The sequence below is a fragment of the Aliidiomarina taiwanensis genome, from assembly GCF_003987015.1.
Classification (GTDB): Bacteria; Pseudomonadota; Gammaproteobacteria; order Enterobacterales; family Alteromonadaceae; genus Aliidiomarina; species Aliidiomarina taiwanensis.
Genome location: NZ_PIPQ01000007.1, coordinates 49,053 through 63,368 on the forward strand (window position 1 = coordinate 49,053; position 14,316 = coordinate 63,368).

Consider the following 14,316-nt stretch of genomic DNA (forward strand, 5'->3'; position numbering starts at 1 on the left):
CCACAACATTGCTATGTGTCGCTTGGCTCCACACTAATGATACGTGAATAGTTCATGGTCACTTTCCAGCGCTGAATGCTTTCTTTTTTCCCGCCCACCCGCTCGCAGGTTACCAGGTTGAATACATAGCGACGCTCCACGTCTTCCCGCTCTACTTGACCGTCTTGCAGCTTATACAAAGGGTAGGTGCTTTGGTTCATCAGCGGCTGCAGTAACGACATGTCAAAGGTAATGGTTTCACGCGTACCTGCATAACCGCTTAAAAAGCGCGCTGGCAACATTTTTGAATAACTGCGAAAACGAATCACCGTTTCCTCACGCTGCTGTGTGCTGCTATGTCGTGCGCTGCGAATGTGCTCGGGTAAGTCTTCAAATTTTTTATAGTCGAACCACTCCAATGCCGTGCCCACGGTTTGCTCCGAGTTCACATCAATAAACTGATAGCGCCATTTTGGTCGCCCTTTACGCAGCCAGTTCCAAAGCTTCTTCTGCAAGTCTTCTCGGAAAAGTTCACGCACCGCATACAGCAGCGCCAGCACAAGTAAAAAGATAGCCGTAATGTCTCCTAAGGCGTCGCGGGTGCGCAGCACTAAAAACGACACACACGACATTACCACAGCCGTCACACCAGCCCGCAGAAGCTTTTGCTCTCGCTCACCCAGCTCTATGCCCACACGTCGCATCGACACAGGGTGCTCTAACAAGCGGCGCAGTAAGCGCATTTTATTCGACATCCGAATACTGTCTTGGCTCACCCGCGCCGAGTTATATTCCAAGTCGTCGCGATACTTGGACTCACGACGCGCAATACGCATAAGTAGCTCTTTCAAGTCGAGCTCGTTTTCTTGAAACTCAAGCTCGGCAGCCAGCTTTAAAAACTGCTGTTCAGTCAGCCAAGACACATAGTTATCGATATTAGTAAAGTACAGGGCCAAGGTACCATCTTCTGGCCGGTTACGGCGCAGTCGCCCAAGAATCGTGCTACTCAGCTCAATCAATTCGCCTAGTTCACCCCGAAGATCTTGCTTGTCGCCTTGTAGAATTTTATGCACAGCCTGTTCCATGGCTGTCACATACTGGAAACCATACAAACTCATACTCAAACGATATTGCGGATCAGGACGCCCTTTTTCTCGGTTCATGCGCCGAATCAGTCGGCTACGCACCAAAGGTTCGAGGGTGGCGGTACTTTGGTAGGTTCTATGTATTTGTATGCCCTGTTGATAAAACACACGCTCTTCAAGTACTTCTGGGGTCAGGGCAAGTTCCCCAGGCACAAACAAACAAGCATCAAAGGAATGCTCAGGAAAGTCACCTAGCTCACGCGTAATACGTAAGTGAAAGCTATCTTTCAGGTCAACATGCAGCAACGACGGCTCCTAGCAAATTACATAGTGTTATTCTTTATCGCGAATAAAAGATTCGATCGACTCGCCGGTTAAACGTTTAATTTTCCAAAACAAATAAAAAATAGACCCTAGCAGTATAATCATGGTTGGCAACACAATGACAGGAAAACTTAACGCTGTCATACGCCCTATTTCTTGGTTAAAGGCTTCCGTACCGGCTGGGCTGACTACAATCATACGTGCTAACACATAGTTAAGTGTAGCCGAGAGAAAGAAAGAGCCGGTAACACCTATACCTGCACGGTGCAGCGTGTGTTTAAAAGCGTCCGTCTGCTGGTGCTGTGCAAGATGTTGTTCCAGCTTCTCTGTGTCCATCACCTTTGGGTTTAACAGCAGGGTACGCACCAAGGGGAAGCGGGTGTATTGGCTGGCCCACACCACCGCACCAATAATAGCCGGTATGGCTGCTTCTTTAATGGCAATATATTTGGGGTCTAATTCTAATAAACCAATTCCGCCAGTCAGCAAAACACTCACTAACCCCAACACGGAAAACAGGTTCAGTTTGCGCCTTACTACCGAGTCCCATAAGCCGTAACACAAAGGAAACAGCAAGGCGATAATCAGGCCATATACAGGACCTAAGACGCCTTCCCCGCTAAATTTCATAAGAATAAGCGAAGGGATAACAATGTTAAATACTAACTCAACCAAAAAACTTGGTTGCTTTTGCTGAGGCTGACCCATCTTTTTCAATTACTCCGACTACTTATCATCACTATTCAAACAAGGTATTATGCCATTTTTGTATTCTTAAAAGAGACTTTTCATGGCTTGGTTACGTCGTTATTTCGCATATTGGTTTACTTTGGTCGTTTTGCTGGTGCTTGTGGCTTGGCCTGGGCGCATTATGTACTACAAGCACCTAACGGAAAAAGAGGCGGAGCGTATTGCCGCCATCACACCGAGCCACGTTGCCGAGCACGCCCCACAACGCTTAAGCAAAGAGCAGCTTATGGCAGATGTGCGCTGGCTAGCCGCTCCTGAACGCCAAGGCCGACTGGCCGGCAGCCCTGAAGGCGACGCCACACGACAATACATTGTACAGCGTTTTCAAGAGCTTGGGTTAGAGCCCGGCGGTACAGAAGGTTATTTACACCCTTTTAGCACAGAGCGTTCTGGTACCACGGCCAATGTCATTGGTATTATTCCTGGCAATGAGCACAAAAAAGGCAAGCCTTTACGCACTATTGTGGTGACCGCCCATTATGACCACTTAGGAGTGCGTGACGGCAAGGTATACCACGGTGCCGACGACAATGCCTCGGGCACTGCCGCCTTACTCGAGTTTGCCCGTTTTCTGATGCAATACCCGAACCGTCACCCTATTGCGTTGATGGCCCTAGACCATGAAGAAAATGGCCTGAAAGGCGCTCGCGCGCTTTTCTCCACGCAGCTTTTAAACCCGAAAGAGGTCGCCTTCAACATTAACATGGACATGATAAGCCGTGACACACAGCAGTCACTGTTTGCGGTGGGTTCCTACCATAACCCATGGCTGGTCCCATTGCTGCAACGCGTACAGCAAGAAAGTGCGGTGAAACTGATTCTCGCCCACGACAGACCTGCGCGTAAAGCTGGCTATACCCCAGACTGGACCTTCTCTTCAGATCACGGGCCCTTCCATGCTCAGGGTATACCGTTTCTTTACTTTGGCGTAGCGGACCATGCGGACTATCATCAACCGACCGACACAGCAGACCGTGTAGACGAAGACTTCTTTCATGCGGCGGCCGAAGCCAGCTTAAGCAGCCTGCTTCTTATTGACCGTGTGCTCGCTGAAAAATTATGAGTTGGTTCGCTAAGACAGCTTTCGGCATTAGCACTTTGTTCAGTGCCTCTGTGGTGGCTGACATTCACCCTCACGACAGCCCTGTGCCTTTGTACCCGGAATTTACCGAGCTGTTTGAGCGCCGCTTAGCAGAAGAAAAGGTGCCGGGGGCTGTTTTTGCTGTGGTGCGGGGCAACCAAATTCAGCATATCCATAGCTATGGCGTGCGTGCTCAGTCTTCAACAGAGCCTGTCACCGCCGACACGGTTTTTCGCATCGCTTCAGTTTCAAAAACCTTTGCCGCAGGCTTAGCCGCGAGGCTACAACACGACGGGATGTTTAACTGGAGCGACCCGCTAACCCAATACGTCCCTGAGTTTGCCTTTGCCAACCCCGACATGAGCGCTCAAGTGGAAGTGCAGCACCTGCTGGCCCACTCCGTAGGCATTGTGCCAAACGCTTACGACAACTTAATTGAAGCCAATTACAGCTCAGAACAAATTATTCCGTACTTCCAACGGCTCAACCCCTTGTGCGAGCCAGGGCAGTGCTACGGATACCAAAATGTACTGTTTAATTTAATCGAAAACGTACTAAGCAGCGCAACAGGCCGCAGCTACCAACAGTTGCTGCAGGACTATATTTTCCAGCCTTTGAATATGCAGCATTCGTCCGTAGGCATCGACGGCTATTTAGCCAGTGAAAACCGTGCGGCCCCCCATGTGAAGGGCCGCAATCGCTGGTACGAGCGCCAGGTAACAGAGCATTACTATCATTTCCCGGCGGCGGCAGGAGTTAACACTACGGCCCGCGACTTAAGCCAGTGGGTGATAGCACAGCTAGGCCATAGGCCCGATGTCATGCCCGAACCCGTATTAAACGACGTCAGACAGCCGCGCATTCGCACTACTCGCGACTTACGCAGAAGGAATTGGCGACACTTGCTCACCAATGCCCATTATGGTTTAGGTTGGCGTTTGTACGACCTTGGTCAACACTCCATTGTTTACCACGGCGGTTGGGTGAAAGGTTTTCGAGCTGAAATAGCCTACTCTCCAGAACAAGACATAGGCTTGCTGATATTAATGAACGCGGAAAGCAATGTTATCAGCGAGCTCAGCACGGCTTTTTGGGCCGACATATTGCCCCGCTTACAGCGCGAGCAGTGGATACCTTACTACCACGGCATTCGCTCGCGCAGCAAAACACCCAAGGCTCAACAGGAAGAGTCTAGCCTACTGCCGCTTTATCGAGGCAATGGGAGTTTTGAAATAGGCGAAGGCTTACTGAAAAGGTAACCTTGGTAACGGGTGCAACCACTTGCCAGCAGGCGCTCTTGCTGAGCGGTGGTTTCTACGCCTTCCGCAATGACGTCCATGTGAAGCTTTTTGGTAATGCCAATAATAGCCTCCACAATAGACCAGTCTTTTACATGCTCAGGCGAAGCCGCCCGACGAATAAAGGCTTGGTCAATTTTCACCTCGTCAAATGGCAAGGTCGACAGGTAAGAAAGTGACGAGTACCCCGTACCGAAGTCGTCCATACTAAAGCGAATTCCATGCTTTTTCAGCGCATACATTTGCTCAACCACAAGCTCCATGTCTTCAAGCACTAGGCTTTCCGTTAGCTCAAGCATCAACATTTTCGGGTTAATGCCCGCCTGCTCCACTTCTGCTAATACCAAATCAACAAAGTTGTCCTGATAGAACTGGCGCGCACTCACATTGACTGAAATGCTAATGTGCTTCGTTTCTTCGTGCTTCTCCCATGCAGCCAGCTGCAGGCATGCCGTACGTATTACCCACTCGCCAATAGGAATGATCAAGCCGCTTTCTTCCGCAATGGGAATAAACACACCAGGCGAAACCAGCCCCCGCTCTGGATGAATCCAGCGCGTTAGCGCTTCAGCGCCTATGTATTCATGCTTATCATTCACCTGCAACTGGTAGTATAGTTGCAACTCTTCCGTTCCTATCGCTTCGCGCAAGTCACTTTCTAAAGCGAACAGTTCACTTACTTCTTGTTCAATTCCTTCATGATACTTCAGCCACTTATTCCCGCCCTGGCGCTTGGCTTGATGCACAGCCAAGTCAGAACGACGTAGCAATTCTTCTGCAGACACTTCATTGTCATAACTTGAAACAAAGCCAATACTGGCCGTCCCTTGCTGGCGTAATTTTGGCAGCTTGTATGGTGCCGACAAGGCCCCTAATATGCATTGGGTTAAAGACTCTGCAACTTCATCTTCCTGTTGGTTGCTCGGTATGCTGGTCACAATAATAAACTCGTCTGCAGTCAGGCGCCCTAACAGCATGTCGTTCATCAGACAGCCTTGAATTCGCTTTGCCGCTGCTTTTAACAGTTCATCTCCTTGCTCTTGCCCGTGCACATCGTTAATGCGCTTAAAGTTGTCAAGGTTAATATTCCAAAGCAGCACCCCTTGTGCACTCACCAAAGTACCTGCAATGCGCTCATTCAGCTCACGAACGATCATACGTCGGTTTGGCAGGTGGGTTAAGCTATCGTAAAAAGCTAGCCGCTGAATAGTCTCTTCATTAGTCTTCTTATCTGTTACATCACTAATAAAACCACTCCAGCTGACAACACCATCTTGCTCTCGCTGAACTTGAGCAGTGGCAGCAAGCCACTTCCTAGAGCCAGGTTCTAATTCCACGGGGAATTCATACTTCCATGGAGTTAAGTTAAAAGCGCTTTTATTCAAGCTTTCAAAAATAGCTAGCCGCTGCTGCGCTGGTACCAACTGCAGGATGACACTCGGGTTTTCAAGGGCGTCTTCTGGCGCAACCCCAAACAGCTGCTTAGACGCACTACTTATATAATTGAACGACAACACCCCGTGCTCATCCCGCGATAACTGGTACACCATACCAGGAACTCGGTCGGCAATGCGGTGCAGCCTATCGGTCAGCTCTTGTACCTTCTGCCCGCGTTGCTCCGCTGTCTGCTCAAGGGATTTTTGTTTGTTTATCAGAACCACCACTACGGTGCTTATTACCACAATAAACATGGCAACAATTAAGGTGCTCATCACCAAGTCACTGGAACTTGCCCCACTGACCGCTATAGAGGATGCATTGGTATTTGGGAAGAACACAGTGGCGTGCATTGCTGTGTAATGCATACTGGCAACGGCTAAGCCCATGACCACAGCACTTAAGCTAATACGTAAGCGACGGTGCTGAATATAGGGCTTCAGGACAGAACGAATAGCAAGGGCCAGTACTGCCATAACAATAGCCACAACAATGGAAGCAAAAAACCAGTTTGGTACGTAGCGCATTTCAGCGACGGTTTCCATGGCCGCCATGCCTGTGTAGTGCATGGTCCCAATACCAGCTCCCATCAACACGCCACCGCCAATGGTGGACCACCAAGAGTTTATTCGACGGTATAGAATAGCTAAGGTTACCCACGCGGCAAGCACTGCCGGAATAACAGAAATCGCAGTTAATGTGGGCGTGTAAAAAATAGGAACGTCAATACGATAACTGACCATGCCAATAAAGTGCATAGCCCAAATGCCAAGCCCCATCGCGACTGAACCACTTAAATGCCAAAAATTACGCTGCGCAGTCGACTTTGCTGCGCGCATAATATCCGTATGAAACATACTAGCGAAGGCGGCCAAAATGGCCATAAACAGAGACAAGGCCACCAGCCAAGGTTTATGGTGGCCTTGGTAGGCTAAACTCAAGTCGTGAAATTCAGTTACGAAGGGCAATACACTCATAGAGTTCCTTGGCTGCAACACAAGCTAAGTAGTGTTATTAAAATACATGACTTTGTAGCTCACTGCGAGCTTTTAACTTCTTATTGTAATCAAGCGGTTACAAACACTTCACTTTAAGGCACTTAAGAAAAAATCCACTAACATTCGTATTTTCGGCGACAGATGCCGATTATGGGGATAAACCACCCAAATGTGCTCATCTTCTGCCCGCTTATGGTCCAGTATACTAACAAGCGCCCCTGTTTCTATATGATGCTCGACATAATAGTCAGGCAGCTGCGCAATCCCTAACCCTTTTAAAGCTGCGTCGGTTAAACTGTAACCATTGTTGTAACGCAGTCTTCCTGTCATACGCACACGCCGCTCACGCCCCCCTTCACTAAACTGCCAATGGTCTGGCGTTCCAAGTAGGCATTTGTGCTGCGCCAACTCGGCTATAGAGTGGGGCGTACCAAAAGTATTTAAATACTCCGGCGCGGCACATACATAATTGGTTCGTTTGCTCAGTTTGCGGGCCATCATAGTAGAGTCGTCAAGCCGGCCTATGCGAACGGCAAGATCATAGCCCTCGTCCACTAAGTCTATCTGGCGGTTACTCAAGTAAGCTTCTACTTCTACGTCGCTGTACTTTTGAACAAAGTCGTTCACCAAAGGCAGTATGTGTTTTTCTCCGTAAGCAACGGGGGCAGTGAGTTTTACTTTCCCTTGAGGCCTAGACTGCAAACGGGTAATCGCTCGTTCCGCTGCATCAAGCCCATCGAGCACGCTACGGCAGTGCTGATAGAACAAGCGCCCTTCTTCCGTTAAAGTCACTTTACGGGTTGTCCGGTAAAACAGCTTGGTACGCAAGCGCTTTTCAAGCGCGCTCACTTGCCGGCTCACCTGAGCCGTCGAAATAGCAAGCTGTCGGCCTGATTGGGTAAAGCTTTCGGTTTCAGCAACCGCCACAAATTCAGAAATACCTTCCCATTGCACTATTATTACTCCACAGTAAAAGTGTATTGCATTATAGCTAAATTATCTCTTGCAAGAATAGGTCTATACTTAAATCATCGCTTAGAAACATTGAAGCACAACTCAACGAAGGAAGACCCTTATGACCGATAAATTTATTAAGTCCAGAGCCGCTGTAGCCTGGGGCCCAGGTGAGCCACTGTCTATTGAAGAAGTCGACGTGATGCTACCGCGCAAAGGCGAAGTGCTAGTACGCATTGTCGCTACCGGTGTCTGTCATACCGACGCATTCACCCTGTCTGGTGATGACCCTGAAGGTGTATTCCCAGCCATTTTAGGCCACGAAGGTGGTGGTATTGTTGAACAAGTCGGTGAAGGTGTCACCAGCGTTGAAGTTGGCGACCACGTTATTCCACTCTATACCCCAGAATGTGGCGAGTGTAAGTTCTGCTTGTCCGGCAAAACCAACCTGTGCCAGAAAATTCGTGAAACCCAAGGTAAAGGTTTAATGCCCGACGGCACCACCCGTTTCTATAAAGACGGCAAACCAATTTACCACTACATGGGTTGCTCTACCTTCTCTGAGTACACGGTGCTTCCAGAAATTTCACTTGCCAAAGTAAACAAAGAAGCCCCACTTGAAGAAGTATGCTTACTCGGTTGTGGTGTGACGACGGGTATTGGTGCAGTGAACAATACGGCAAAAGTTGAAGAAGGCGCTACGGTAGCTATTTTCGGCTTAGGTGGTATTGGCCTGTCCGCTATTATTGGTGCCGCTATGGCCAAAGCCAGCCGTATCATTGCCATTGACATTAACGAAGCCAAATTCGACCTAGCGAAAAAGCTTGGCGCAACCGACTGCATTAACCCGAACGACTACGACAAGCCAATTCAAGACGTCATCGTTGAACTCACCGACGGTGGTGTAGACTACTCCTTCGAGTGTGTGGGTAACGTCAACCTCATGCGCTCTGCGCTAGAGTGTGCACACAAAGGCTGGGGCGAGTCGGTTATTATCGGTGTTGCCGGTGCTGGCCAAGAAATATCTACGCGCCCATTCCAATTAGTAACAGGCCGTGTTTGGCGTGGCTCTGCTTTCGGTGGCGTAAAAGGTCGCACCGAGTTGCCAGAGTACGTTGAACGCTACTTAGCAGGCGAATTTAAACTAAGCGACTTCATTACTCACAACATGTCGCTCGAACAAATTAATGAGTCGTTCGAACTCATGCATAAGGGTGAAAGCATTCGCTCTGTGGTTCACTTCAATAAGTAACCACTCCTGATTCACTCCCCGCAGCATGCCTGCGGGGTTTCCTATTGAGGTAAAACCATGTCGATTAAAAATGTAAGTGGTAATAAAGTATTTGGTGGCTGGCATAAGCAATACAGCCATGACTCAAGCACGTTAAACTGCGCTATGCAGTTCGCAATTTACTTGCCACCACAGGTAGCAAGTGGCGCCAAAGTACCCGTGTTGTACTGGCTTTCAGGGCTTACCTGCACCGACGAAAACTTCATGCAAAAAGCAGGCGCTATGCGCATGGCGGCTGAACTCGGCATAGCCATCGTGGCCCCCGACACCAGCCCCCGTGGTGACGACGTAGCCAACGACGACGGCTACGATCTAGGGCAAGGCGCAGGCTTCTATGTGAACGCCACAGAAGCTCCGTGGAACAAGCACTACCACATGTACGACTACATTGTGAACGAACTACCAGAGCTGATTGAAGCCAACTTCCCAGTGACGGACAAGCGCGCAATTAGCGGCCACTCCATGGGCGGGCACGGTGCCCTTGTTATTGGTATGCACAACCCTGAGCGTTACACGTCTATGTCGGCGTTTAGCCCCATTTGTAACCCCATCAATGTTCCTTGGGGTCAAAAGGCGCTGACTGCCTACTTAGGCACCAACAAGGAAACATGGGAAGCATACGACGCAAGCGAGTTAATGCGTAAAGCAACCAACTTCTTGCCGGTAAAAGTTGACCAAGGCGGTGCTGACAACTTCTTAGAAGAGCAGCTCACCCCAGAAGCACTGAAGCAAGCAGCCGAAGCAAGCGGTTACCCACTTGAGCTAAACATTCATGAAGGGTACGACCACAGCTACTACTTCATCTCAAGCTTCATCGACGAACACCTGCGCTTCCACGCAGAGCATTTAGCTAAGTAATCTAGGTAAGTAAGAGAAGCTAACTCGAGTGTCACAAAGCCAAAAGCCCCACGTGTCAATGCGCGGGGCTTTTTTCTTAGTGTTTGCTTGCGCTTTCAAGTGCGCTCACGCGCTTTTCCAATTCATCAACTTTTGCTAATAAGTCTTTTTTGGTTGGCGAGCCACTTGCAAATTTAGAGATAACGTCGTCAAATCCTGTAATAACAGAGAAGACTAAAAGTGCGATCCCAATATATACAGCCCATTCCACCATATTTGATGGCTCCATCATATCCCCTCAACATTTAAGTCAACAAACCTTAAGTATCACTTAAAAGTAGTGCTTCATCATGCGTCACGCCAATAGTTATTCGCCGCAGCCACCGTTTGAAAGTTCAACGCAATCACATGCGAAGCCGCCGTTAAACCATCCGCCGAATTCGCATACTCCGGGCGTAATTTGTGCAATACGTCTGGATCAGGCTGCGTGTATTTCACACCACGACGGCTTAACGTAGTAGCCAGCTCATAACCTTCCTGCGGTGTTTTTGTAATAAGAGAAGTTAACCATGCGTCTGCCATATTGTGCTCCTGTTTATGAATATACCTTTTTAATGCCTATTCAAAATATAGCAGGTATTTCAGAAAGCTCACGGCAGTTTAGGAACGTGGGGTTGTTGCACTTATTAGTTGAATCTAAGCTTCGTTATATTCATAGCCTATTGATTAAAAAGTTGTTCTACCGTCTTCATTGGTAAGAACATACGAATATGCCCATTATGTTCACACAATACTTCAAAGCCAAACTTCGTATAGAACGCTTGAGCGGAGTCTGTAAGACAGTCCACAACAATTGCGTATGCCCGCATGTGATTGTTAACCTCCCACAAGTATTTCAGGGCACGAATAAGACTAACCTTTCCGAGCCCAGAGCCATGAAACTCTTTGTGCACCGCTAATTGAGCCAAAAGAAAAACAGGGATTGGATATCTAGGAAGTTTCTTTGCTAGTGGTACCGGTAATGTCTCTCTGCTAATTGAGCTCGGTGCAACACTATAAAATGCACAAATAGCGAACTTTTGATTTAGCATTGGTTGAGCACTAGGTAAAACCATTGTTCGGCTGATGCCTGCTTGCATGTGCTTTGCAGCTTGAGTTTTGATAAATCTGTTTAACTCTTGCTCACCACAATCAAATGAGTTGCGGTCATGCTTTGATTTACTAAGCTCTACGAACTCTTTACCCCAACTCACTTAATGCCACTCTCATCTGTAAATTTGGCAGCATCAAGCAAAGCTTGATTCGGAGCTTTCGCTTTATTACACGCAGCCATAAACTCGTCAAATACGTTGTCTTTGACCATAATACTTTCATGCTCCTCAATAACATGAGTCGCATCTTCGTCCATAAGTCTCACAACATATTCAGTAAGACTTTTTAAACCAAGTAAAGCCGATGCTTTTTCGGCTTTTGCCTTGATCTCTTCATCAAGGCGGATATCTAAACGTGCCGTTGCCATAACCCCTCCTATGTACGGATACATTCCGTAACTCTGGAGATTATAGTGCAAACTTAAAGCACATTCAATTTGTACGGAAGTTTTACGGAGCGAGAAAGAATATAACGACCAAGCTCACCTGCCCATACTGTGGAGGTTTTTTTGTGAAACAATGAAGCGATAGCTGTAACTACCCCGTAAAATAATACAGATTACTCGTAGAATTTCTTTTAAGCTAAAGCAAAGGAGTTTTACGATGAGCAAACGAAAGACTGAAAGCCAAATTGTGGCGATTTTGAAAGAAGCTAAAGTCGGCATGCCGATCAAAGACCTCTGCCGTAAGTACGGCATCGACAATTCAACATTTTATAAGTGGCGCGAAAAATATGGCGGTATGGAAGCGTCCGATGTGTGCCGCTTAAAAGAGCTTGAAGAAGAAAACCGTAACCTACGGATGGAAAAGGAAATTTTAAAAAAGGCGTCAGCCTTCTTTGCGAAAGAAATGAAGTAAAGTTTGATTTCATCATGTGTGAATCAACGTATTATCCGGTCACAGTCTTGTGCCAGGTAATGGGCGTAAGCCGCTCAGCATTTTATGGCTGGAAACAGCGCCCAGGTAAGTTGATTCCGGCCCAAGAGCTCAAAATGCGTCGACGCATGAAAAAGCTTTTTGAACTCAGCCGAGAAAGTCTGGGCAACCGAGAGATGATGAAGAAGCTGCGTGGAGAAGGCTATGAAATCGGTCGCTATAGAGTACGTAAGCTGATGAAGCAAATGAAGCTTATCGTGCGTCAGCGGGTAGCCTATAAAGTGAAACGAAGCGCAAACATACTGACACTGTTGCTAACAACCTACTGAATCAAAACTTTAACCCAACTGGGCCCAATGAAGTTTGTGCGGGCGATGTAACCTACTGCCGCACTGCCGAGGGCTGGATGTACCTAGCGGTCGTTATGGACTTGTACTCGCGACGCATTGTCGGGTGGCATATGGATAAGCGCATAACCACCGACTTAGTATGCAAAGCGTTGGCTAAAGCTTACAACCTCAGACAGCCGCCGGCAGGGCTGGTGTTTCACAGTGACAGAGGCTCACAGTACACCAGCAAGCGCTTTCGCAAATTGCTTCACAGCTACAAGATGCGGGGAAGTATGGGAGATGTGGGAGCTTGTTGGGATAACGCCGTCGTCGAGCGCTTCTTTGGTAGTTTAAAACACGATTGGCTGTATAAAGTACCTCAGCCAACCCGCGAGCACATGAAGGCAGATGTGGCGGCTTACATGCGCTATTACAACTTGGAGCGGTTGCATACTGCTAATGGTGATATGTCACCGGTAGATTATGAAAACACGCTAAGAAAAGTGTCCGGTTTTAGTTGACCAGCACATCATCGGAAAGCACGTCTTTAACGACCTCCGTGTCACCTTCAGTTAAAGCAGTTCGAAATGCATCAAGCACAGCGGTCGGCTCAGATAGTTTTTCGGCGCTACTGGGCGCTGAAATAAACATTACCGAAACCATAAAAACACTCACAAGTAATTTCATTCTTCTTATTCCTTACATTAACCGGGGGAAAACGCGCTGCTTAGCGCAGAGGCCAGGATAAAAATAGTGACAGCCAATACCATTTCTACCGTTATCGATTGCTTCAGTCGCTTCGCAGCCGACTCATTATTCAACTGGGGTACCAGCTTTAATTTATGCCGTGCGGCAACAAGAAGAATCAACGCCACAAACACAAGCTTCGTCAGCAATACCGTGTCGTATGATGTTAATGGCAGCTCTGGTATCCACTGTCCGGTTGCACTACGATACATAACCAAGCCCGCAATAAGGAGTATTGGAACCGCTGCAGACATATGCACACCAAAACGCTCCATAATGGCTTTCGCTTTAGCAAGCGGTACCGACGTTGCCAGCTTTCGCAATGAGTTAAGACTGCCGAACCAAACCCAAGCGACTAACAAGTGTGTTAAAAGCGCTAGCTTTCCCCACCAGACGGCGTCACTGCCGTGACCAATACTTAAAAAGCTCCATCCCATGAGTCCAATGGCGACAACATATAGCACCCACTTTATACGTTTTAGCTTAACAACGGAGTAAACAATCCAAGCAATAGCAACCGCTATCTGAAGTTGGATGAACAACCCAATAGGGCCGGTCCATATAAACTGCATGTAGGTCGTGTCAATCATGCCGGCAAAGCCTTCAGCAGCAAAACTACCGACTTTCAGAAAAAAATACAGAAGGCTTGCCAGTAATAGAAGCAACGCAACAAGGCTATTCTTTCGTTCAGACTGCTTTTTTAAACCGGACAAATAAACGATATAAGGCGAGGCGGTCATCACCGCGTTAAGCCAGAATATAAAGGCCAACGTTAAAACGCTGGCCACACTCCAAAGGGTCATCATTTCACCTCAAAGCTAAAATCACCCGATATTTTATGACTGTCCCCACCCATTGCCGTCCAATAAACCGTATAACCACCTGACGCCAAATTGTTTTTAACAGCAATTTCGTACGCTGCTTTGGGAGTCATGCTCATCGAAAAGTCCAGCGGATGCATTTTACCGTCATCTGAGTGCAGCATAATTTTAGCCAGACGAACATCACCGGAAAAATTCATCGTAATTTCCGTTGGTGACTCGGACAAAGTCGCACCGTCCTCCGGGCTACTGGATGTTAGGCCGACGTGAGCGCTGGCCCATGCACTAAAAAATAACGCGGTACCGAAGGCTAATTTAAGTACGTTTTTCATGTTGTTTCCTCTTTGTTTTATTATCA

The 14,316-nt window shown here is 47.9% G+C and carries 15 protein-coding genes and 1 pseudogene; 5 read left to right on the top strand and 11 right to left on the bottom strand.

What is annotated here, in order from left to right:
• Window positions 1-11: 11 nt before the first annotated feature.
• Window positions 12-1,370, bottom strand: coding sequence for a hypothetical protein (locus CWE15_RS09970; protein WP_126757941.1), 1,359 nt, complete (start codon window positions 1,368-1,370; stop codon window positions 12-14).
• A 27-nt stretch (window positions 1,371-1,397) separates the two neighbouring features.
• Window positions 1,398-2,096: a VC0807 family protein gene (locus CWE15_RS09975; RefSeq protein WP_126757942.1), complete on the bottom strand. Its 699-nt coding sequence runs from the start codon at window positions 2,094-2,096 to the stop codon at window positions 1,398-1,400.
• Window positions 2,097-2,178: 82 nt separating this feature from the next.
• On the opposite strand from CWE15_RS09975, the gene CWE15_RS09980 reads away from it, so the two are divergent.
• Window positions 2,179-3,201 (top strand): M28 family peptidase, encoded by a 1,023-nt coding sequence (locus CWE15_RS09980; RefSeq protein WP_126757943.1) that lies wholly within the window; start codon window positions 2,179-2,181, stop codon window positions 3,199-3,201.
• Window positions 3,198-4,478, top strand: a complete 1,281-nt coding sequence (locus CWE15_RS09985; protein ID WP_126757944.1) for a serine hydrolase domain-containing protein — start codon at window positions 3,198-3,200, stop codon at window positions 4,476-4,478. Before CWE15_RS09980 ends, CWE15_RS09985 begins: the two co-directional genes overlap by 4 nt.
• On the opposite strand, the gene CWE15_RS09990 is transcribed toward CWE15_RS09985, so the two are convergent.
• Both CWE15_RS09990 and CWE15_RS09995 read right to left on the bottom strand, forming a co-directional pair.
• Window positions 4,427-6,931 carry a bifunctional diguanylate cyclase/phosphodiesterase gene (locus CWE15_RS09990; protein ID WP_126757945.1) on the bottom strand — a complete coding sequence of 835 codons (2,505 nt, stop codon included), beginning with the start codon at window positions 6,929-6,931 and terminating at the stop codon, window positions 4,427-4,429. The two genes, CWE15_RS09985 and CWE15_RS09990, sit on opposite strands and share 52 nt — an antisense overlap.
• 108 nt (window positions 6,932-7,039) lie before the next feature.
• Entirely contained in the window at window positions 7,040-7,906 is an 867-nt protein-coding gene (locus CWE15_RS09995) for a LysR family transcriptional regulator (RefSeq protein WP_126757946.1), read from the bottom strand.
• A gap of 121 nt (window positions 7,907-8,027) precedes the next feature.
• Between CWE15_RS09995 and CWE15_RS10000 the strand changes: the two genes are divergently transcribed.
• Together CWE15_RS10000 and fghA are read left to right on the top strand one after the other, a co-directional pair.
• Window positions 8,028-9,158 (top strand): S-(hydroxymethyl)glutathione dehydrogenase/class III alcohol dehydrogenase, encoded by a 1,131-nt coding sequence (locus CWE15_RS10000; RefSeq protein ID WP_126757947.1) that lies wholly within the window; start codon window positions 8,028-8,030, stop codon window positions 9,156-9,158.
• Window positions 9,159-9,215: 57 nt separating this feature from the next.
• Window positions 9,216-10,055: an S-formylglutathione hydrolase gene (fghA, locus tag CWE15_RS10005; protein ID WP_126757948.1), complete on the top strand. Its 840-nt coding sequence runs from the start codon at window positions 9,216-9,218 to the stop codon at window positions 10,053-10,055.
• Window positions 10,056-10,131: 76 nt separating this feature from the next.
• Here fghA and CWE15_RS10010 read toward each other — a convergent pair whose 3' ends face one another.
• From CWE15_RS10010 to CWE15_RS10025, 4 genes are all read right to left on the bottom strand, one after another.
• Window positions 10,132-10,326: a hypothetical protein gene (locus CWE15_RS10010; RefSeq protein ID WP_126757949.1), complete on the bottom strand. Its 195-nt coding sequence runs from the start codon at window positions 10,324-10,326 to the stop codon at window positions 10,132-10,134.
• A 56-nt stretch (window positions 10,327-10,382) separates the two neighbouring features.
• Entirely contained in the window at window positions 10,383-10,616 is a 234-nt protein-coding gene (locus CWE15_RS10015) for a hexameric tyrosine-coordinated heme protein (protein WP_126757950.1), read from the bottom strand.
• A gap of 137 nt (window positions 10,617-10,753) precedes the next feature.
• Complete coding sequence (locus tag CWE15_RS10020; RefSeq protein WP_126757951.1) at window positions 10,754-11,287, bottom strand: GNAT family N-acetyltransferase; 534 nt, start codon at window positions 11,285-11,287, stop codon at window positions 10,754-10,756.
• Window positions 11,284-11,553 (bottom strand): type II toxin-antitoxin system TacA family antitoxin, encoded by a 270-nt coding sequence (locus CWE15_RS10025; RefSeq protein ID WP_126757952.1) that lies wholly within the window; start codon window positions 11,551-11,553, stop codon window positions 11,284-11,286. Before CWE15_RS10025 ends, CWE15_RS10020 begins: the two co-directional genes overlap by 4 nt.
• A 202-nt stretch (window positions 11,554-11,755) precedes the next feature.
• Here CWE15_RS10025 and CWE15_RS12060 point away from each other — a divergent pair.
• Window positions 11,756-12,911, top strand: a pseudogene (locus tag CWE15_RS12060) (IS3 family transposase).
• Here CWE15_RS12060 and CWE15_RS11950 read toward each other — a convergent pair.
• Genes CWE15_RS11950 through CWE15_RS10050 form a run of 3 tightly spaced genes read right to left on the bottom strand, consistent with a single transcriptional unit; the run spans window position 12,904 to window position 14,290 of the window.
• Window positions 12,904-13,077, bottom strand: a complete 174-nt coding sequence (locus tag CWE15_RS11950; protein WP_157980750.1) for a hypothetical protein — start codon at window positions 13,075-13,077, stop codon at window positions 12,904-12,906. The pseudogene CWE15_RS12060 and the gene CWE15_RS11950 sit on opposite strands and share 8 nt — an antisense overlap.
• Window positions 13,078-13,094: 17 nt before the next feature.
• Complete coding sequence (locus CWE15_RS10045; protein WP_241971887.1) at window positions 13,095-13,943, bottom strand: copper resistance D family protein; 849 nt, start codon at window positions 13,941-13,943, stop codon at window positions 13,095-13,097.
• Window positions 13,940-14,290: a copper resistance CopC family protein gene (locus CWE15_RS10050; RefSeq protein WP_006956248.1), complete on the bottom strand. Its 351-nt coding sequence runs from the start codon at window positions 14,288-14,290 to the stop codon at window positions 13,940-13,942. Before CWE15_RS10050 ends, CWE15_RS10045 begins: the two co-directional genes overlap by 4 nt.
• Window positions 14,291-14,316: the final 26 nt, after the last annotated feature.

Excerpts from the sequence above, each read along its gene's own strand:
- CWE15_RS10000 (WP_126757947.1), top strand. The coding sequence starts at position 8,028 with ATGACCGATAAATTTATTAAGTCCAGAGCCGCTGTAGCCTGGGGCCCA.
- CWE15_RS10010 (WP_126757949.1), bottom strand. The coding sequence starts at position 10,326 with ATGATGGAGCCATCAAATATGGTGGAATGGGCTGTATATATTGGGATC.
- fghA (WP_126757948.1), top strand. The coding sequence starts at position 9,216 with ATGTCGATTAAAAATGTAAGTGGTAATAAAGTATTTGGTGGCTGGCAT.
- CWE15_RS09985 (WP_126757944.1), top strand. The coding sequence starts at position 3,198 with ATGAGTTGGTTCGCTAAGACAGCTTTCGGCATTAGCACTTTGTTCAGT.
- CWE15_RS09980 (WP_126757943.1), top strand. The coding sequence starts at position 2,179 with ATGGCTTGGTTACGTCGTTATTTCGCATATTGGTTTACTTTGGTCGTT.
- CWE15_RS09990 (WP_126757945.1), bottom strand. The coding sequence starts at position 6,931 with ATGAGTGTATTGCCCTTCGTAACTGAATTTCACGACTTGAGTTTAGCC.
- CWE15_RS09975 (WP_126757942.1), bottom strand. The coding sequence starts at position 2,096 with ATGGGTCAGCCTCAGCAAAAGCAACCAAGTTTTTTGGTTGAGTTAGTA.
- CWE15_RS10015 (WP_126757950.1), bottom strand. The coding sequence starts at position 10,616 with ATGGCAGACGCATGGTTAACTTCTCTTATTACAAAAACACCGCAGGAA.
- CWE15_RS10050 (WP_006956248.1), bottom strand. The coding sequence starts at position 14,290 with ATGAAAAACGTACTTAAATTAGCCTTCGGTACCGCGTTATTTTTTAGT.
- CWE15_RS11950 (WP_157980750.1), bottom strand. The coding sequence starts at position 13,077 with ATGAAATTACTTGTGAGTGTTTTTATGGTTTCGGTAATGTTTATTTCA.
- CWE15_RS10025 (WP_126757952.1), bottom strand. The coding sequence starts at position 11,553 with ATGGCAACGGCACGTTTAGATATCCGCCTTGATGAAGAGATCAAGGCA.
- CWE15_RS10045 (WP_241971887.1), bottom strand. The coding sequence starts at position 13,943 with ATGATGACCCTTTGGAGTGTGGCCAGCGTTTTAACGTTGGCCTTTATA.